This window comes from Rothia sp. HMSC036D11 (assembly GCF_001814205.1).
GTDB classification, from domain to species: Bacteria; Actinomycetota; Actinomycetes; order Actinomycetales; family Micrococcaceae; genus Rothia; species Rothia dentocariosa.
Genome location: NZ_KV815312.1, coordinates 129360 through 148030 on the forward strand (window position 1 = coordinate 129360; position 18671 = coordinate 148030).

19 protein-coding genes are annotated in these 18671 nt (G+C 53.2%); 12 read left to right on the forward strand and 7 right to left on the reverse strand.

All coding sequences use genetic code 11. The features are described from left to right. Nucleotides 1-171: 171 nt before the first annotated feature. The 4 genes from HMPREF2958_RS07845 to guaA all read left to right on the forward strand — a co-directional run bounded on the left by HMPREF2958_RS07845 (nucleotide 172) and on the right by guaA (nucleotide 4204). On the forward strand, nucleotides 172-648 hold the full coding sequence (locus HMPREF2958_RS07845; RefSeq protein ID WP_210400887.1) for a DUF6301 family protein: 477 nt from the start codon (nucleotides 172-174) through the stop codon (nucleotides 646-648). 180 nt (nucleotides 649-828) lie between these two features. Continuing rightward, nucleotides 829-1851 carry an SURF1 family protein gene (locus HMPREF2958_RS07850; protein ID WP_070697585.1) on the forward strand — a complete coding sequence of 341 codons (1023 nt, stop codon included), beginning with the start codon at nucleotides 829-831 and terminating at the stop codon, nucleotides 1849-1851. Between the two features lie 38 nt (nucleotides 1852-1889). Then, nucleotides 1890-2474, forward strand: a complete 585-nt coding sequence (locus HMPREF2958_RS07855; protein WP_070697586.1) for a DUF3817 domain-containing protein — start codon at nucleotides 1890-1892, stop codon at nucleotides 2472-2474. Nucleotides 2475-2611: 137 nt separating this feature from the next. Continuing rightward, nucleotides 2612-4204, forward strand: a complete 1593-nt coding sequence (gene guaA / locus HMPREF2958_RS07860) for a glutamine-hydrolyzing GMP synthase (protein WP_013397572.1) — start codon at nucleotides 2612-2614, stop codon at nucleotides 4202-4204. Nucleotides 4205-4456: 252 nt separating this feature from the next. Here the strand turns inward: guaA and HMPREF2958_RS07865 are convergent, their stop codons facing one another. The 3 genes from HMPREF2958_RS07865 to HMPREF2958_RS07875 are packed head-to-tail and all read right to left on the reverse strand — an operon-like array spanning nucleotide 4457 to nucleotide 6607. Then, nucleotides 4457-5179 (reverse strand): uracil phosphoribosyltransferase, encoded by a 723-nt coding sequence (locus HMPREF2958_RS07865; protein ID WP_070697587.1) that lies wholly within the window; start codon nucleotides 5177-5179, stop codon nucleotides 4457-4459. Continuing rightward, entirely contained in the window at nucleotides 5176-5904 is a 729-nt protein-coding gene (locus HMPREF2958_RS07870; protein WP_070697625.1) for a hypothetical protein, read from the reverse strand. Before HMPREF2958_RS07870 ends, HMPREF2958_RS07865 begins: the two co-directional genes overlap by 4 nt. A gap of 10 nt (nucleotides 5905-5914) precedes the next feature. Beyond that, on the reverse strand, nucleotides 5915-6607 hold the full coding sequence (locus HMPREF2958_RS07875; protein WP_070536813.1) for a hypothetical protein: 693 nt from the start codon (nucleotides 6605-6607) through the stop codon (nucleotides 5915-5917). A 345-nt stretch (nucleotides 6608-6952) separates the two neighbouring features. On the opposite strand from HMPREF2958_RS07875, the gene HMPREF2958_RS07880 reads away from it, so the two are divergent. The 3 genes from HMPREF2958_RS07880 to HMPREF2958_RS07890 all read left to right on the forward strand — a co-directional run bounded on the left by HMPREF2958_RS07880 (nucleotide 6953) and on the right by HMPREF2958_RS07890 (nucleotide 8770). Then, nucleotides 6953-7384 (forward strand): MarR family winged helix-turn-helix transcriptional regulator, encoded by a 432-nt coding sequence (locus tag HMPREF2958_RS07880; protein ID WP_070536812.1) that lies wholly within the window; start codon nucleotides 6953-6955, stop codon nucleotides 7382-7384. A 35-nt stretch (nucleotides 7385-7419) separates the two neighbouring features. After that, the gene (locus HMPREF2958_RS07885) at nucleotides 7420-7773 is read left to right on the forward strand and encodes a hypothetical protein (RefSeq protein ID WP_070697588.1); all 354 of its coding nucleotides are present in this window, start codon (nucleotides 7420-7422) and stop codon (nucleotides 7771-7773) included. Nucleotides 7774-8029: 256 nt separating this feature from the next. Beyond that, nucleotides 8030-8770, forward strand: coding sequence for an SDR family NAD(P)-dependent oxidoreductase (locus HMPREF2958_RS07890; RefSeq protein ID WP_070536809.1), 741 nt, complete (start codon nucleotides 8030-8032; stop codon nucleotides 8768-8770). A gap of 170 nt (nucleotides 8771-8940) precedes the next feature. On the opposite strand, the gene HMPREF2958_RS07895 is transcribed toward HMPREF2958_RS07890, so the two are convergent. Continuing rightward, nucleotides 8941-9288: a winged helix-turn-helix transcriptional regulator gene (locus HMPREF2958_RS07895; RefSeq protein WP_070628277.1), complete on the reverse strand. Its 348-nt coding sequence runs from the start codon at nucleotides 9286-9288 to the stop codon at nucleotides 8941-8943. A 129-nt stretch (nucleotides 9289-9417) separates the two neighbouring features. Between HMPREF2958_RS07895 and HMPREF2958_RS07900 the strand changes: the two genes are divergently transcribed. The 4 genes from HMPREF2958_RS07900 to HMPREF2958_RS07915 all read left to right on the forward strand — a co-directional run bounded on the left by HMPREF2958_RS07900 (nucleotide 9418) and on the right by HMPREF2958_RS07915 (nucleotide 11693). Further along, nucleotides 9418-10056, forward strand: coding sequence for a nitroreductase family protein (locus tag HMPREF2958_RS07900; RefSeq protein WP_070536805.1), 639 nt, complete (start codon nucleotides 9418-9420; stop codon nucleotides 10054-10056). 168 nt (nucleotides 10057-10224) lie between these two features. Next, nucleotides 10225-10929 carry an aspartate/glutamate racemase family protein gene (locus HMPREF2958_RS07905; RefSeq protein WP_048751893.1) on the forward strand — a complete coding sequence of 235 codons (705 nt, stop codon included), beginning with the start codon at nucleotides 10225-10227 and terminating at the stop codon, nucleotides 10927-10929. A gap of 37 nt (nucleotides 10930-10966) precedes the next feature. After that, nucleotides 10967-11437, forward strand: coding sequence for a methyltransferase family protein (locus HMPREF2958_RS07910; protein WP_048751895.1), 471 nt, complete (start codon nucleotides 10967-10969; stop codon nucleotides 11435-11437). A gap of 94 nt (nucleotides 11438-11531) precedes the next feature. Next, a complete protein-coding gene (locus tag HMPREF2958_RS07915; RefSeq protein ID WP_239661979.1) occupies nucleotides 11532-11693 on the forward strand; it encodes an alpha/beta fold hydrolase in 162 nt (53 codons plus the stop codon). Nucleotides 11694-11907: 214 nt separating this feature from the next. Here the strand turns inward: HMPREF2958_RS07915 and HMPREF2958_RS07920 are convergent, their stop codons facing one another. The 3 genes from HMPREF2958_RS07920 to HMPREF2958_RS07930 all read right to left on the reverse strand — a co-directional run bounded on the left by HMPREF2958_RS07920 (nucleotide 11908) and on the right by HMPREF2958_RS07930 (nucleotide 16653). Beyond that, a complete protein-coding gene (locus HMPREF2958_RS07920) occupies nucleotides 11908-13740 on the reverse strand; it encodes an alpha-glucosidase (protein ID WP_048751928.1) in 1833 nt (610 codons plus the stop codon). Between the two features lie 130 nt (nucleotides 13741-13870). After that, nucleotides 13871-15676 (reverse strand): glycoside hydrolase family 13 protein, encoded by a 1806-nt coding sequence (locus HMPREF2958_RS07925; RefSeq protein ID WP_070697589.1) that lies wholly within the window; start codon nucleotides 15674-15676, stop codon nucleotides 13871-13873. Between the two features lie 83 nt (nucleotides 15677-15759). Next, a complete protein-coding gene (locus HMPREF2958_RS07930; RefSeq protein ID WP_070697590.1) occupies nucleotides 15760-16653 on the reverse strand; it encodes an endonuclease/exonuclease/phosphatase family protein in 894 nt (297 codons plus the stop codon). A gap of 355 nt (nucleotides 16654-17008) precedes the next feature. On the opposite strand from HMPREF2958_RS07930, the gene HMPREF2958_RS07935 reads away from it, so the two are divergent. Next, nucleotides 17009-18652 carry an alpha-glucoside-specific PTS transporter subunit IIBC gene (locus HMPREF2958_RS07935; RefSeq protein ID WP_004005202.1) on the forward strand — a complete coding sequence of 548 codons (1644 nt, stop codon included), beginning with the start codon at nucleotides 17009-17011 and terminating at the stop codon, nucleotides 18650-18652. The last annotated feature ends 19 nt before the right edge of the window (nucleotides 18653-18671 follow it).

Sequence of the window (18671 nt, forward strand, 5' to 3'; positions counted from 1 at the left end):
GTAGTTCGCATAGCTAGGTGGGCTATGGGGTTCTCACGCCCGAGGCTGCTCAGCATCTTAAGAATCTATCGACAAGCTCTAAAAATCCCAGAAGAGAGACCGAATTCTCATATGTTAAATGAAGCAAACTCCACACCGTCAGGTTTTCGCACGTATCCGGTCGAGCAAGCGGTGGCCATCATCCGAGCAATAGCCGAGCATCGGTGGCCCATGACTGTTGAAGAGGCATTCTCGTTGCGAGATCAGTTCGACTGGATACCCGCTCCTGACGATGGGAGATTTTTCGTTACACCCGTCAGTAACGGAGAGGAAGATGGCCACATAAGCCTAGACGTCAGTAACAACCAATTCGTATCCGGGATTTCTTTCCGCTTGACCAGCCTCGCATCCCCGAACCCAACCCCAGAAATTAAGGCATTGATACAGTCGGCACGTTCAGACTATATCGCCGGACTCACATCACTGTACGGGACTGCAACCCCTGGCCCTAGCAGCGAAGTAGAAACTTTGTCTTGGTATTTGCCGTCGCGCGCGAGTGTCGGTTTAGGAGTCGCTACAAGACTTGTGTCCGCAACAATTGAATCGCCAGCGATGACTGATCTCACCGAAGCTGAAGAGAAGTATTTTGCGGAGGGTGGGGAGCTTTAACGCTGTGCGCCGCTGGTTTGCTGCCAGCTAGTTTTTGGTTCTGGGTCCTTACCGTACCGGCTAGACTGCGTTCTACACTGGGAAACGACGCATCTCTGCAAACTATTCGCCGGGATTTTTCCCCGCGTAAGTTACCAACGGCGTTAGGGGCACATCACGCAGACGCGCTACCCTAGATATGTGTGGAAATTGGCGTTTACTCCCCGCTGGCTGGGCGGGCTTTTGCTGGCTCTCGTCTTTGTGACGGGGTTTGTCGCGCTCTCCAGCTGGCAGTTCAATGCCTCCACCTCACAGCAGGTACATTCTGATCCTGCGAAAGATCGAGTGCGACCCTATACCGAGATTCTGCAGGCGCATCAGCCCGTGACGAACTTGACGGTTGATACCGTAGTGCAGGCGAAGGGGGAGTACGTTCCAGGATCCTCCATGCTGGTGGCGGGCCGCCTGAATGAGGGGCAGCATGGATACTGGGTTCTGAGCGAATTCATTCCCGAAGGAACCGATAAAGCCGCTGCTTTGGGGAGTACCAAGCCCCGTGCCATCACGGTGGCACGTGCCTGGATAGCGGGCGAGGATGATCATGCGCCGAGCATACCCGCCGAACCGACAGGGACAGTTGAGATCGCCGGTCGTGTAGTAAATGCCCAGGGCGCCGCCCCGTACACGCGCACGGCTGAGAAGGTGCTGGAAAGCGCATCCCCGGCGCAGCTGACGAATCTGTGGGATTCACCCCTCTATGACGGCGTGCTCACGCTTTCTGCCGAAGTACCTGAGAACCAAAAAATACCCCTCACCGAACAGCACACAATCGCAGAAAATGCCACTATTATTGGACAGTCCGAGAATCTGCGCCCTATTCGCGCAGCCCAGGCGACCAATGATGCCAACATCAACTGGCTCAACATCTTCTACTCGCTCGAATGGTTGATTTTCGCGGCGTTCGCCCTCTACCTGTGGGGACGCATGCTTAAGGATGCGGCACATCGTGCCGCCGAACCAGCCGAATACACCCAGTATTTTGAGTACGAGGGCGAATACTTTGTGGACGAAGCCACCGGACGCCCCTACTATTGGGACCCTGCCGACGAACAGTACTATTTCTTTGATGAAGCTCCCGAAGAAGCATCCGTGCGTATGGAAGATACACCGCGCAACGCACCGGAGAGTGGTAATCCTCAGAAACCTGCAGATATAAAAGACTAACGCCAGCTAAACTCATCAGCACACACGAGAGGCACAGCATGTCAGAGAATCCCGAGAAGAACACAAAAATCACCCCGGTAGAACGTACCGACGGGCGCAAAGTTACCCTATCGCAGAATGCCTCAAAAGCATCAGCAGACGGGGCAGAACACGCGCCCCAGGGCGGATTTACGGTGCGCAAAAAATTTGGCGGTACCGAAACGCAGATTCGTTCCGCACTCACCTTCTATAAATGGTGCGCCTGGATATCCGGTACCTTTCTACTGCTGCTGGTGGTTGAGATGATTACCCACCACGGGATGGGCTATGACCTGGTGGCGGGTGCAAAAGACGTCGCAACCGGTTCCGATGTATCGCTCGGCGTCCTTAACCGCAAAACCGAAAACCTTACCGGCGGAGTAAACATCTCCACATGGGTGCTTATCATTCACGGCTGGTTCTACATTATTTATCTGTTCTCCTGCATTCGTATTTGGCTGCTCATGCGCTGGGGCATTGCCCAGCTTATCGTCATGGCGCTCGGCGGCGTGGTGCCGTTCCTCTCATTCATTGTTGAGAAGCGCATTCACGCAGAAACCCTGGCACAGCTTGAGGCAAACCCGCAGGCAACCAAACGATACTAGCCCCCAGCATCGGTGAAAGCCCAACGGCGAGTACCCGTGAATGGGCGCCACATAAAACCTTTATCTCTCCCGTAGAATAGAAATACAAGACTTCGCGCGCTCGCGCGGAATTTCGACCTGACACGTGAGGAAAATCCGTGACCGACTCTGTACACCCGGATCAGCTCGAAGAGCGTCCGGTTCTGGTGGTAGATTACGGTGCCCAGTATGCGCAGCTTATTGCTCGTCGCGTGCGTGAGGCGGGTATCTACTCTGAAATCGTTCCCCACTCTATGAGCACCGAAAAGATGCTCGCTAAAAACCCCGCCGCGATTGTGCTTTCGGGCGGGCCTTCATCGGTGTATGCCGATGGCGCCCCCCGCGGCGATAGGGCACTATTTGAGGCTGGCGTGCCGGTCTTCGGCATCTGCTACGGTTTTCAGGTGATGGCGCAAACCTTGGGCGGTACCGTGGCGCAGACCGGTTCCCGCGAATACGGCGCAACCGATGCGACCCTGTGTGCAGTTGAGTCTTCGTTCCTCACTGGAACCCCGCAGACGCAAAACGTGTGGATGTCGCACGGCGATTCCGTGACCGAAGCCCCCGCCGGGTTTGAGGTTCTGGCGCAGACCCCGGGTGCGTCCGTGGCGGCGTTCGTGGATGAGCACCGCAAACTGGGCGGCGTGCAGTGGCACCCCGAGGTGAAGCACTCCGACTACGGTCAGGTTGCGCTTGAGAACTTCCTGTATAACATTGCTGGGCTTAAACCCACCTGGTCAACTGACAATATCATTGAGGAACAGGTTGCGAAGATTCGTGAGCAGGTTGGCGAAGACCGCGTGATTTGTGCGCTTTCTGGTGGCGTGGATTCTTCTGTTGCTGCGGCTCTCGTGCATAAGGCCGTGGGCGATCAGCTGACCTGCTTCTTTATCGACCACGGGCTGCTGCGCGCGGGTGAGCGTGAACAGGTTGAGCAGGATTACGCCGCGTCAATGGGTATCCGCGTGATTACCATTGATGAGTCAGAGCGTTTCCTCACCGCATTGGCTGGCGTGAGTGATCCCGAGCAGAAGCGTAAGATTATTGGCCGCGAGTTTATCCGCTCCTTTGAGCAGGCCGAGCGCAAGCTCATTGAGGAAGCGGGCGAAGAGGGCGCACAGATCAAGTTCCTGGTGCAGGGCACCCTGTACCCGGATGTGGTCGAATCCGGCGGCGGCGAGGGCGCAGCGAATATTAAATCGCACCACAATGTGGGCGGTTTGCCTGAGGATCTGGCGTTTGAGCTAGTCGAGCCGTTGCGTACCCTGTTTAAGGATGAGGTTCGCGCTATCGGTCGTCAGCTGGGTGTTCCCGAGAAGATCGTGGCGCGTCAGCCGTTCCCCGGCCCGGGTCTGGGTATTCGTATTGTGGGTGAGGTGACCCGCGAGAACCTTGAGACCCTGCGCGCGGCGGATGCGATTGTGCGTGAAGAGCTGACCGCCGCCGGTCAGGACGAGCATATTTGGCAGTGCCCAGTGGTTCTTCTCTCCGGTGTGCGTTCTGTGGGCGTGCAGGGCGATGGCCGCACTTACGGGCATCCGATTGTGCTGCGCCCGGTTTCTTCGGAGGATGCGATGACCGCCGACTGGTCGCGCCTGCCTTATGATCTGCTGGCAAAAATCTCGAACCGGATTACGAACGAAGTCAAAGACGTGAACCGTGTGGTGCTGGATGTCACCTCCAAACCCCCGGGAACCATTGAGTGGGAGTAGCCAGGCGGGGGAGTAGCCGTCTAGGAATCAACCCAGTTCTGAGTAGATAAGCCGCCCGGTGTGTTCTGAGCTGTCAGGATACGCCGGGCGGCTTTGCTGTGGTCATAAAGATATAGAAGCTACGCCATGACCTTCTCGAAACGGAACATTTCATCAAGTCCTTCTGCAACAGAGCACAGCTTCGGATGCCCATGACGGGAATATGAAAGTCTGGAGCGTACTCGGTTTAGGGGCGCCCCTAATGAATGCCCCTCAGTGTTTTTGTCCTGAAAGCTGGGTGGTCTTCTTAATACTATTTGTCGTGACAACAATCATTAAGATGCCCAAAATAACCTCGTAGAGGGCTACTATAACCCCCACTATTGTAAAAGAGCTCTCGGTAGATGAAGATGGATCAAGAATCTGCACTAGCATAAACGGCACATAGGTAACCTCGGAGACTGGGGCAACAATAAGGCCGTAAATATTGGCGCCTCGTATCCACCGAAACTTGACTGATCTCCTAAACCGCATAAACGCGACAACCTGCAAGATAACGTGAATCATGTAAGGAAGTGCAATAACGGCAATAATAAACATACCCGCCAAGATAAGATCATCATATCCACTGGGCGCAGATACCAAAACGTTAATGAATACACAGACAAAAACAACCAGCATGATGAGCACAGGAATAATAATTAGAACATTCCTGATGGCCTGTGCTATGAGAAGAGGCTCACGGGTGTTGGGACCTATATCAAACTGTTGTGATATGCGTTTATGAGGCTCTTCCTTTCCCTCAGCGCCCTGAGACCCCCGGGACGCCTGGGGATCCAAGGACATCTTACCGTCTGCGCCTTCTACACCATACAGCTGTGTATATTTAGGCTCTTGATGGGCATTCTCCGGATTATTACCCAATGTACTTTGCTTTTCCACGGGAGGCTGCGGGTCATTATTATCAGCGGTTGAAAAATTCTTATCGGTGCTCATTGCTGTTCACCCTGATTTTGCTTTTGCGACCTAACGTTAACGTGCTGCCAAGGAATTTCTACAATCGGATCTTCATGGTGCTTCTTCAGGGTTTTTAAATCATCCGTTTCGTATATTGCATTCTTGAAACCAGATAAAGTATTATCTGGCGTTGGGCGTTTATCAGTATCCATATTTTTATTATGAGAGGATAGTTTTTTCTTTTTCCAGTTATATATACTCACTACAATAATCGTGAAGATACTCATGATCGCTTCAAGGACGCAGGCACCTAGCATCCACTGTAATGGTCGGATATCGACATTTGAAGCCGTCACCTCTATAACGAACGATGTATAAAAAGCAGCAAGGGGCGCAACGATGAGCAGACTATAGATGTTTGTCCCCAAAACCCATGCGGTTTTGGTTCCCCGAATCATCTTTATACATGCCACAGTTTGCAGCAGAATATAAACGATAAAGGGCGAAAAAAGGATGAGCGTAAGAAGAAGTACTCGAAAATCAACATAACCAGAATCATTGGGAAGGGCGGAAATCATCACGCCCTGGAGAAGCGTGGTTTCGAGCATTAGCCTAATAATCTGCACAGTTATAAAGATAGAAAGAAACAAGTTCCGCTTCTCAGTCGAATCTGCCTCAGATTCTTTCTCTATTTCATGAACGTTTTGAGCCCGGCCTATAGCAAACTCATCATTAACTATCGGAAAATTCTTATCGGTGCTCATAGTGCTCACCCTAATCTTTCTTCTGCGACCTAACGTTAACGTGCTGCCGGGGATTTTCAACGCTTAAATCTTTACGATGTTCCTTCAAAGGTGTTGAATCATCAACCAACTCGTACACCCTTCCCTGAGAACCGTGTAGAGTATCGGCATATATTCGAGGTTTAGCGACAGTAATCCTTTTGCCTTGAAAATCACGAAGATCATTCCTCTTGATTACATTCATCACGACGATCATGACGATGCTGATAACAGCTTCAAGAACGCAGGCACCTAGAAACCACCATAATAGTCCAATATCAACACCTGTTATGTCTGGAGCTGCCACCTGCAGCTTCATCATGAACCACGTATAGAAAGCACCAATAGGCGCAACAATCATCAGGCTATAAATGTTGATTCCTACAATCCAAGCGATCCGAGTTTCTTTCTTTGCCCGTGACCATGCCACAGCTTGCAAAATAAAATGCAAACCAAAAGGCAGGAAGAGAAGGAAACCTCCAAGACCAATAGTGAGCAAAGGGAGTAATGGCATTACTAACATGAACTCAAGAGCAGTCCTTATGGTCTGCACAGCTATAAGAGCAGGAGGAAACGAATTCTGCTTCTCAGCCGAATCCGTTTCAGATTCTTTCTCTATCTCATGAACATCTTGAGCCTGGATCGTTCCATGCTCAGGTTTTGGAAAGTTCTCATCAATAGTCATGGATTCACCCTAAGCTTATAGCCTGGGTATTCTGTGGAAGCTCCCTGAATATTCTCAAAAAACATTTTTGAATTTATCTAACAAGAAAAATAATCTTTATCTAAAAGCATTAGGATTCTAACGCCTTGTTGAGGGTTATTCATTAGGGGTGCCTCTTTAGGTGATAGTAAATCAGGAGCGCAGATTTTCTTTGGGAGAGGGGTCCATACTCCTGCTGTAAGTTTTTACTCCTGCTCTGTATGTTTGTCCTTTATGGTGTTCTGTCTTAATGAGCCCTCGCGTCAGTCATTGACAACCAGTTGTCATATGTGTAAACTGGTTGTCATAATTGCCGCTGGAGGAAAAATGGATGCTTCATTACTGAGTGAACTCGTGGTGCAGATCTTCCGTGTGAACGGAACACTCACCGCATGGGGAGACCGGTTCGCCGCCGAAAGCGGTCTCACAACTGCACGCTGGCAAGTATTAGGTGCAATCTCGATGGCGAAAGAACCGAGTACTTCTCCTCAAATCGCCGAACGTATGGGAATAACCCGGCAGGGTGTGCAAAAGCAGCTCAACCTCCTGCGGGATGAGGGGCTGGTTATGTCCGTCGAAAATCCCGCGCATAAACGTTCCCCGCGGTATTCCTTGACCGAACACGGCGAGCAGAAATTAGCGGAAATCCGAAAACGTTGGCGCCAACAGGTTCAGCAATGGAGCGGGGTACATCAGTATGAATCTGTTATTGCCGCTCTTGAAGTTCTCGATGTTTTATCTGAACAAATTAAGGAATAAAACAAATACGAAAAGCTACCGACGGAGACTTAGATATGAATCCCGTTTTGCTAACTATAAATACTATTTCTGCACTCGTAACAATCGCCAGTGCGGTATTGGCTCTGTGCCGCCCCGGGCTTATGGTTCACGCTTCTTCCGTTGACGCTAATACTCGTTTCTACGTATACATGTATGCTGTGCGCGCCATACCGGCTGGAATAGCCGTTCTTATTGCACCCTTCTATTTTCGAGGCGGTGCCGTCGCCCTGCTTCTTGTGACTTTTGCGGTCGTACAGGCGGGTGATGCATTTATCGGCTGGACCCGCAAAGAATGGGGCATGGTGTTCTTCCCCTCGCTCAGCGCGGCAGTCCATACGGTCGTCGCATTTTCGGTTCCGGGCGTATAGGGATAGCCCTCAATGAAGGGAAGGATTGCCCGCAGGATATGCGCCCCCATGTGCACCGGCTCAGCCAGCGGTACTGGGACGCGGAGCTGTGCATCACAGAGGAAACCTGCTCCGAATGTACTCTGACCACTCGGTCCTTCTAAGTAAAAACTCTAGGTATTTCTGTCCTCAATCTGTAGTGTTAAAAAGAGCGTTGTACTCCCAAATACTTCGTGAATCTAGTCATCGAGTGAACATAAAAACGAGGAGGAAACCCATGAAACGCTTTGAAAACAAGACCATTCTGATTACCGGCGCGAGCAGCGGTATTGGTTTGGCGGGCGCAAAACGTCTGATCGAAGAGGGTGCACACGTTATTTTTACGGGCCGCACCGAAAGCCATGTGCAGGCTGCAGCAGCCGAGCTGGGCGATCACGCTACCGCCGTTCTGGATGATGTTTCAGATGGCAACACTTTGGAGCGCATCGTGCCTGTGGTGGAGCGAGCCGGTGCGTTGGATGGTTTGTGGCTCAACGCCGCATACGCAGCCGGAGGTCCTTTGGAAGAGATGGATCAGGCGACTCTCGACCAGATATTTAAGGTGAACGTGGTGGCACCGATGATCCAAATGGGCGCGCTTTCTCCATATGTGAAGGAAGGTGGTTCGGTGCTAGTGACGTCTTCGACGGCGGCCTATGAGGGAGCGCCTATAGTCTCTGCCTATGCCGCAACAAAAGCTGCTATTCTGGCGGCGGCGCGTGGATGGGCCTCCGAGCTTGCACCGCGCAATATTCGGGTGAATAGCCTGGTTCCCGGGCCGATTACGAGCAACCTGCGGTCGGTTCTTCCCGATGAGATGCGCGCCCAATTCGAGGAACGGCTTGCCGAGGCCGTTCTCCTCAAACGTGTGGGCGATGCGCGTGAAGCCGCCGCGGTCGCGCTATTCCTGCTCTCTGATGAGGCCAGCTACGTGACCGGCAGCTCGTATACGGTAGACGGCGGTCTGATCATGCAGTAGTGTTTTGCTGCTAGGCGGTGCGTGAATACGTGCATAGCTGTTTAGCCCTCGGTAAGCGCTAAAAAGTGCCTTTATGTGAATAAAACATTTTCTAACGCATTATTCACATAAAGGCATTTTTTGATCGAAAAGTGTGACGAAGATTTTTAGCTATATGAATATCTATATTTTTACTCAATTATGCGTGATGTACAAGGTTTCACAATACCTTGATGCCTAGAGTCGTATTCCCATCCCCAATCACACATGAGTTGTAGCACCGGTAGAAATGTTTGCCCTTCCGCGCTTAGTGTGTATTCCACTCTTGGTGGTACTTCCGCATATACAGTGCGTTCGATGAGCCCATCTTCTTCGAGCTGACGGAGCTGCTCAGTTAGCACTTTTGAACTGATCCCTTCAAGTAGCAGAAGTAGATCGCGGGTGCGTTTTGCCCCACCGCTCAAGTGGTAGAGAATGAGGCACTTATATTTGCCTCCCACCAGATTCATTGCCATCTCTATTGCAGAAATTTTTTTCATTAAAAACCTACCGTAAATACTTAAAACTTACCTAAAAGTATGTATAGAACCTATAAGTAAGTTATGTTTTAATGCATTTTTTGTACATTATACTGAATTTTGTAATCACCCGAAGAGAAAATGTTACCCATGACTTTGCAAGACCTTATACGTGACCGTCGCTCTACTCGATATTTTGACCCGGCCTGCCTGATAAGCCACGAGGAAATATACCGTCTTATTGATCTTGCTAACCAGGCTCCCAGCAGTAATAATTCGCAGCCGTGGCGGGTTGTGATCGTAACCGAGCAGCATTCACGCGAAAAGCTGTTGCCTATTGCGTATAACCAGCAGCAGATTATGACTGCATCGGCCGTGTTGATTCTGCTGGGTGATCGACAAGCATACTGCGCGGATAATTTGAGTCGAATACATCACGAAGAATATATTGCTGGATGCTTCTCCCAAGAAATCTGTGAGAGGCTGACCCGCGCCGCTATTGAATTTTATGAGCCGCGTAGCGAGCAGGAAATACAGAAATTTTTAGGTTTAGACTGCGGGCTCTGGGCGATGACTTTTATGTTGGCGGCGCAGGAAGCCGGGTGGAATACGGTACCTATGACGGGGTATCAGCGTGCAGAATTGCGTGAGATGCTGCGCCTGCCAAGCCGATATCTTGACATTATGATGATTGCTGTAGGCTCCGGAACACGAGAAGGACATCGTACTTTACGGCATGAGGCGGAGCGCGTAACGGTGTGGAATGCCCCTCCCTCAGAGCAACCTTAAGATCTCCGATTTGCCGCCCCGTATATGGTGGGATGCCGCTTTTCTATTCAGAAGTATCTTGCACATTCTATATGCATTTTGAATGCAAAACCTTCTCTATAGACGGGGTTACAGGGCTCACCCTACAATGAGGAATACCCGCCAGAAGACACAAAAGGAGCGTGCACCGTGAAAACTCTAGGCATTATCGGCGGCATGAGCCCTGAGAGCACCACCCTGTACTATCGGATCATTAACCGTGAAGTCAACCGCCGCCTCGGAGGCAACCACAGCGCCGACATCGTGATGCACAGTGTAGATTTTGAGGAAGTCGTGCGCCTGCAAAAAAGCGGTGACTGGGAAGCCGCTGGGGCTTTGCTGGTGGCAAGCGCCACAAAACTTGAGGGTGCGGGTGCGCAGCTGCTGCTGGTGGCCACGAACACCATGCACAAGGGTGCCCCCGCGATAGAGCGTGCCACCACCGTACCGCTACTGCACGTAGTTGACACCACCGCCACCGCCATCCGAGAGCAAGGGCTGCAGAGGGTGGGGCTGCTGGGCACAACCTTCACCATGAGCGACCGGTTCTACACTGAGCGCATGGCGGTGCAAGGAATCCAGACGATCGTGCCGGCCGAACCGGAACAGGCAGAGATTAACCGCATCATCTTTGAGCAGCTGTGTTTGGGATGCGTCGAGCCTGAAGCCGTGCAGTATCTTCAGCAGGTCATTACAGGGCTGAAGGAGCAGGGCGCCCAAGGCGTGATCCTGGGGTGCACCGAACTTTGCTTGGCAGTAGAAGCGGACAAGACCCCGCTGCCGGTCTTTGACAGCACCACCATTCACGCGCTCGCGGCGGTAGAGGCAGTGTTAGCGCCGCCGCTTCCCGCATAAACCCCGCTTCTTGACCGAAATAAATAACTTGCTCCTCATGAAAAGACTAGCTGCAGCCCTTGAATATAAAGTTCCACCGCCACTTATTGGGGCACTGTGCGCCTCACTGATGTGGCTCATCTGCGGGATGCCGCCGCTGACAGGAAGACCACCGCTGCTGCTGGTTCCTGCCCTTGCACTGGTTGTACTCGGCCTAACGGTGGACGCGGTGGGGGTGCTGTCATTTAGACGTGCCCGCACCACAGTGAACCCGTTCGCCCCCGAACGCACCGTAAACATTGTCTCCTCCGGAATATACCGTTTAAGCCGCAACCCCATGTACTTGGGTATGGCCTGCATACTTACCGGGTGGGCGGTGTGGCTGTGGCAGGTGCAGGCTGTGCTCGGGGTGGTGCTTTTCGTCGCCTGGATAACGCGTTTCCAGATTATTCCCGAAGAGCGGGTTCTCACCCAGAAGTTCGGTACAGAATACCGGCAGTACCGCCAGCGGGTGCGGCGCTGGGTATAGCCCAGCACCTGCCAAAACTTGTGTATGGCTAGCTTACGTACATACATCCTGCCAACCGAAACCCTGAATGGTTCGGGGACTCACTATCGTATGTGTGTCTTTTCAGGACCCCGGCGTCAAAGTCGGGGATGTGAAGCAGGCAGCCGCTTCTATGCCGAATACACGGGTCGAAATTTTTGAGCATCATAAGCATTGGGTTCAGAAAGAGAGCCCCGAACGGTTTGTGGATATAGTGCGCGACTTCGTCGAATCGTAACTCTTGTCATACTGAACGAACATTATAAAAATGAACCCCGAGAAGCGCTTTGAGAACAATACTTTCCGGTAATCGGCGGGAGTAGCAGTATCGGCTGGACATGCGCAAAACGTCTTTGAACTCTGAATAATGCAGCTTTGGGCGTATTACGAGACCCTAGAGGGTGGGTAATACGCCCAAAGCTGCGTTATTCGAGTTGGGAACAGAGGATAACCTACTTCACGATACGGTAGACCTTCGCTTCGTAGGGGCGTAGGGTGGTGCCCGCATCGGTCAGGGCGCCGGTGTCATCCCGGTAGTTGGAGTGCACCAGTTCGACGGACGCTCCGGCTGCACGCGCATCATCCAGCAGCGAGAAGGTGCGCTCCACCGAATCAGACGTAAAGTTAGAAACCACGAGCAGGGACTGGTTCGCGTCGGTGCCGTCCGGGCCGCCGGTACGGGTGTAGGCGTACACTGCCTCATCCTCGGAGTGCGGAACCTCAACCGAATCTACGGGTGCGAACGAACCGTACACCATCAAATCTTTGAGCTCACCGCGGCGCAGCTTCGCTAATTCCTGATAGTGGTAGAACACCGAATCCTGATCGTCTAGGGCAGCCTGCGCATTAATTTGCGGGTAGTTCGGGTTCACCTTCAGCCACGGCTCGACTCCCGTGTTCGTGAACCCACCGTTCGCCGAGTCGTCCCATTGCATGGGGGTGCGGGCGTTATCGCGACCCTTAATGTAGATGGCGCGCATCGCATCCTCATGGCTGAGTCGTTGATGATCCACATGCATATCCTCGTAGAAACGAATCGAATCGCCGTCGCGGTAGTCGTCGATCGACTCGAACCGCACATTGGTCATCCCAAGTTCCTCACCCTGATAAATATAGGGGGTTCCCTGCATAAAATGTAAGGTGGTTCCCAACTGCTTCGCTGAAAGTACCCGAAATTCGGGGGAATCGTTGCCGAATCGCGAGACCACGCGTGGCTGATCGTGGTTATTCCAGTACAGCGAACCCCACGCCTTGCCCTCAAGTTTCGTCTGCCACTCGTTCAGAATGCGCTTAAGCTCGGTCAGCTTGTACGGCGCATACGACCACTTGCCGCCCAGCGAACCTTCGGGGTCGTTATCGACGCCCATGTGGTCGAAGTGGAAGAGCATCTGCAGTTCGCCCGCATCGTAGCCCGCCCACAGCTTCGCGTCCTCGGGGCTGGTCGCGCTCGTTTCGCCCACGGTCATCACATCGTACTTCGAGAACGCCTCACGGTTGAGCTCTTTCATCCACGGATGCACCATCGTGCCGTTCGCAATCACAAACGGGATCGACGACGTATGCTTCTCAAAATCGGTGGAAGGATCATCCGGGAAACCTTCGGGCTTAGAAATAATGTTGATGGCGTCCAGCCGGAAACCATCCACGCCCTTATCGAGCCACCAGCGCACCATCGCATACAGGTCTTCGCGCACCTTCGGGTTCGCCCAGTTCAGATCGGGCTGTTCCTTGAAGAAAATGTGCAGGTAGAACTGTTGCGTGGCTTCATCCCACTCCCAGGCGGAGCCACCGAATTCGGAAGCCCAGTTATTCGGAGGAATCGGGGCGCCATTCTCATCAAACCCGTTGGGGTCTTTCCAAATGTAGTAGTCGCGGTACGGGTTATCCTTTGAGGAACGAGACTGCACAAACCACGGATGCTGATCCGAAGTATGGTTCGCCACCAAATCCATCAGAATTTTAATGCCGTGCTCATGTGCGGTCGCCAGCAGCTCATCGAAATCTTCCATTGTTCCGAAATCGCTCATAATGTCGAAGTAGTCGGAAATATCGTAACCGTTATCAACGTTCGGCGAATCAAACACGGGGGAGAGCCAGATAACATTAATGCCCAGTTTCGCCAGGTACGGGATTTTTTCGGTAATACCGGGCAGGTCGCCGATACCGTCGCCATTAGAGTCGTTGAAGGAACGCGGGTACACCTGGTAGACCACCGCTTCCTTCCACCACTGCCGCCCGGCGTAGGAAGGAACCGCACGCTCTTCAGTCGTGGTTTCACTACTCATCAGAAGCCTTTCGTTAAGGGTTGCGTCGTGTGGCTTAGTGGGGAACCCCGTAAGCCGCATTGCCGCAGGTATGTCTGTAAAATTTTTAGTCAGGATGCGCCAGCGCGCCACTCGCCGCGCACTCTACGCCCTACCGGTACAGATACACTTTTGCCTCATAGGGTCGCAGAGTGGTGCCTTCGTCCGTGAACTCGCCGTGCTCATTTCGGTAGTTTGAGCTGATCAGTTCGGGCGCTTCTCCCATGGCCGCAAGCTCCTCAATTTTCAGCACACCCGGGTTCTTGAGCGCCAAGGAAGCGAGCTGACCGTCTGCATAGGGCAAAGACAGTGTTTCTTGGGTGAAATTAGCAACCACCAGCAGGGCGCGCTCGCCGGATACGGCGGCATCCTCCGCTGAATTCACACGCAGGTAAGCGTACACCTGCTCATCCTCGAGGTTGAGCACACGGTATTCGCCAGTGAGCACGATGGGGTGCTCTTTGCGCAGGTGAATGAGGTCGCTGTAGTGATAGAAAATAGAATCATCGTTCGCCAATTCTTCGGCGGCGTTAATGTCGGTATACCGCGGGTTCACCTTCAGCCACGGGGTGCCGGTCGTAAAGCCCGCGTTTTCGCTCGCATCCCACTGCATGGGTGTTCGCGCGTTATCTCGACCCGAAGCACTGATGTACCGCAGCATATCCTCGGGGCTAACCCGCTGGGACTCCACCACGTATTTACGCCAGGAATCATGGATTTCAAGGTCGTTGTAGTCGTCTACCGAGTCGAAGAAAACATTGGTCATACCCAGCTCTTCACCCTGATAGATGTAGGGGGTTCCCTGCATCATATGCAGAACCGTGCCGAGCATCTTACCGCTGACCTCACGGAACTCGGGGGAGTCATTGCCGAAACGTGAAACCGTGCGCGGCTGGTCATGGTTATTCCAGTACAGCGAATTCCATCCGCGACCGTGCAGCCCCGTCTGCCAGTGGGTAAGAACCTTCTTCAAATCCACCAGGTTAAAACGAGTATCCGACCATTTGCCGGTGGCGCCGCCTGCGCTGGCATCCACATCCATATGCTCAAACTGGAACACCATCTGCAGTTCGTGGCGGTCAAAACCTGTGTACAGGGCGGCATCTTCCACGCTCACGCAGGGAGTCTCACCCACGGTCATCACCGGGTACTTGCTGAGCACCTCGCGGTTCATCTCGCGCAGGAACTCGTGCACGCGCGGACCGTTCGCGGCCACCGCCAGAGAATTATCTAGCCCTCCAGCGGTGACGGCGGGGTCATCCGGGAAGGAAAGATCCTTAGAGATCAGGTTGATAACATCCATGCGGAAACCGTCGACACCCTTATCAAGCCAGAACCGCATAATGTCGTAGACCTCTTCACGTACTTTCGGGTTTTCCCAGTTGAGGTCGGGCTGCTTCACCGAAAAATAGTGCAGATAGAACTGCTGAGTGCCCTCGTCCCATTCCCAGACCGATGGTGAGAAACAGGAAATCCAGTTATTCGGCGGAATCGGGGTGCCGTCTTCGGAAAACCCGGCAGGGTCACGCCACACATAGTAGTCGCGGTACGGGTTATCCTTCGCAGAACGTGCCTGACGGAACCATTCGTGCTCATCCGAGGTGTGGTTCACCACCAAATCCATCATAAGCTTGATGCCGTGCTCATGTGCGGTCGCCAGCAGCTCGTCGAAGTCAGCCATTGTGCCGAACTCGGTCATAATCGCCCGATAGTCCGAAATATCGTAGCCATTATCGTCGTTCGGCGAGGCGTAAATCGGGGAAAGCCAGATAACATCTATACCCAGCTTCGCCAGGTACGGGATTTTCTCGGTGATACCGGGCAGATCGCCGATGCCGTCGCCATTGGAGTCGTTGAAGGAACGCGGGTAAATCTGATACACAACGGGCTGTTGCCACCACTGAATTTCGGTTTTCATGAGCTGTCCTTCCACGGAATACATGTCACATAAAAGTTTGGAGGCGGGAACGCGCTAAGCTGCGGCACCCTGGAGACGCCTTACTATCCGGGCTGTACCTGCGACGGCAGCTGCACGGGGTGCATCCGGGCAGTGGGCTCGAAACTCAACTCGTCAAGCTCCACCAGCACGCCACTGTGATCGGAAATCGCCTCAGGAGAATTATCGCGGAATACCACCGCATGCGAAAGTACCTTCACCGCGCGGTCGGCAAATACGAAGTCAATGCGCTTGGCTTCCTCCTGCCCTTCCCACCCGGCAATACCACGATGCACGGTGAACTCACCATCGGTACGTTCGGCGATCTCACGGGTATCCACCAGGCCGGAAGAAAGCACAAGATCGTACCCTTCGCCACGCGCCTGCGCCGCCGTGTTGAAATCGCCGCCCAGCAGAACGGGCGCACCCTGACCGCACTCGGTGAGAGCCTGCGAAAGCCGCGCAAACTCCTGTGCGAAAAGTGGTTCGCCCTGAAAATCCCACCACGACATATGGGTGCTTGCACACCACACGGAACCCGCATCAGTACCAACCCGAACCGCGAGAGAAGACCTACGCTCAACCCGATCGTAGTCATACTGCGGGCTCATCACAATAGGTTCGATGCGTTCGATAGGCATACGAGAAAGTACAGCTACGCATTCGTCATACCGTTCCCATCCAATATGGGTTTCGGTCAGCGCCCATTCGTACTGAACCCCTAAATCGGCCAGGAATCGCACGAGCAGAAGTGCATAATTATCCTCGCGGATAGGAATACCGGCCCCGCCTTGGTACCCCAGTGGCGTATCCACAATAGGGGAGTGCAGGTACTGATTCACCTCCTGCAACGCAATAACATCAACCCGATGGTGGGCGATGAAACGGGCAAGCTCGTGAATTTTAACGATCTGGTGAGGCTCACACCAGCTGTGAGTGTTAAGAGTAAGAAAACGCATCGTCTCTAGAAATATAAAGGCGAGGGGGAACACGTGGCTATCGCCCTCTGCACTTCGTGAAAATGTCGGTGGAAAACTACTTTTATATGCTAACCATTTGCATGGTCAATAACACAGCAAAATACCCACCGGAAACACCAATACTTTTACCCGGTACTGGGACATGTTTCGGGTTCTGAAAAACTATGCCAAAAACCCCGCTCAAGGAGGTTTTAGGTCGTAAAAGATGACATGATATTGCTATTAAATAAAACATTACACAACACGCGCGGGCGCATCGCGCGGTAACTCCTAGCCAACACACGGCAGACACCTAGGCGCCCGCTCACTCTCAACCAGAAAGGGCGTCAGCCTTATGATGGAAAAAATTCAGAGGTTCGGGTCCGCCATGTTGGCGCCCGTGCTTCTTTTCGCCTTCGCTGGCCTAGCGGTCGGTATCGGCACCGTTGCCACCCTCCCAAATATTGTTGGCGATCTCGCGAACGAAGATACCTTCTGGTACCAAGCGTGGACTGTTTGGCTTGACGGCGCATGGACCGTTTTCCGGCAAATAGAGCTCCTTTTCGTGCTGGGCCTGCCGATTGCGCTCGCAAAGACCGCAAACGCTCGTGCCGTCCTCGAAGCCGGTATGGTGTATCTGACCTTCAACTATTTGGTGGCCGGTATGCTGAATTTCTGGGGCCAAGGCGGTTCGGGATTCTTCCAGCTGGATTACAACACCTCTATTTCTCTGGATAACTCGGATTCTTACGGTACCGGCCTGAAAATTATCGCCGGTATTAAGACAATCGATACCGGTATTTTCGGCGCTATCATCATTTCCGCGATCGTGGTGTGGGTCCATAACCGATACTTCGATAAGAAGCTGCCCGACTTCCTCGGTATTTTCCAGGGCACCCAGTTCGTCTACGCGATCTGCTTCTTCCTGATGATGCCCATCGCCTTTATCTTCGCTTGGCTGTGGCCTTACGCTCAGCATGGTATCGCAAGCATGCAGGGCTTCTTCATCGCCTCCGGCGCGTTAGGCGTGTGGATCTACACCTTCTTGGAGCGCATCCTGATTCCAACCGGCCTGCACCACTTCATCTACTCGCCGTTCATGTTCGGTAACGCTGTGACCCCGAACGGTATCGTGAAGGATTGGCCGACCCACATCAGTGAATTTGCCAAGAGCGATAAGCCTCTGCGCGAGCTCTTCCCCGGCGGCGGTTTCGCACTGCACGGTAACTCGAAGATCTTCGCGCCCCTCGGTATCTCGGCCGCCTTCTACACCACGGCACGCCGTGAGAAGCGTAAAGAAGTTCTCGCCCTGCTGATCCCGGTGACCCTCACCGCAATGCTGATCGGTATTACCGAGCCGCTGGAGTTTACCTTCTTGTTCGTGGCACCCCCGCTGTTTGCTGTTCACGCGGTGCTGGCAGCTTCGATGGCGTCGATCATGTACATGCTTGGCCTCTCAGGCAACATGGGCGGTGGTTTGCTTGATAACTTCCTCTTCCTCAACTGGGTTCCGTTGTGGCAGAACCACTGGCCTACCTACCTTATGCAGATCGGCGTGGGTCTGTCCTTCACCGTCATCTACTTCCTGCTCTTCCGATTCCTCATTCTGAAGTTCGATTTCAAGACCCCGGGTCGCGAGGCTGAGGGCGGCGAAACGAAGCTGTACTCGAAGGCCGAATACAAGGCCGCGAAGGCAGCCGAGAAGAAGGGGGCCGCATCCGCAGATGACGCTGGCGATGCAGATCTGTATGCCCCGCGTGCGGCAGGATTCCTCGAACTGCTTGGCGGTGCCGATAACATCACCACGGTGAACAACTGTGCTACTCGCCTGCGTGTCTCGGTGGCGGATGAATCCCTGGTTGATACTTCGGATGCCGCCTTCAAGGATGCCGGAGCCCTCGGTATTGTGCGCAAGGGCAAGGCATTCCAGGTGATTGTGGGTATGGACGTTCCGCAGGTTCGCGAGCGTTTTGAAACCATGGTGAACACCAAAGAGTAAGGTTATATTCACCTTCTAG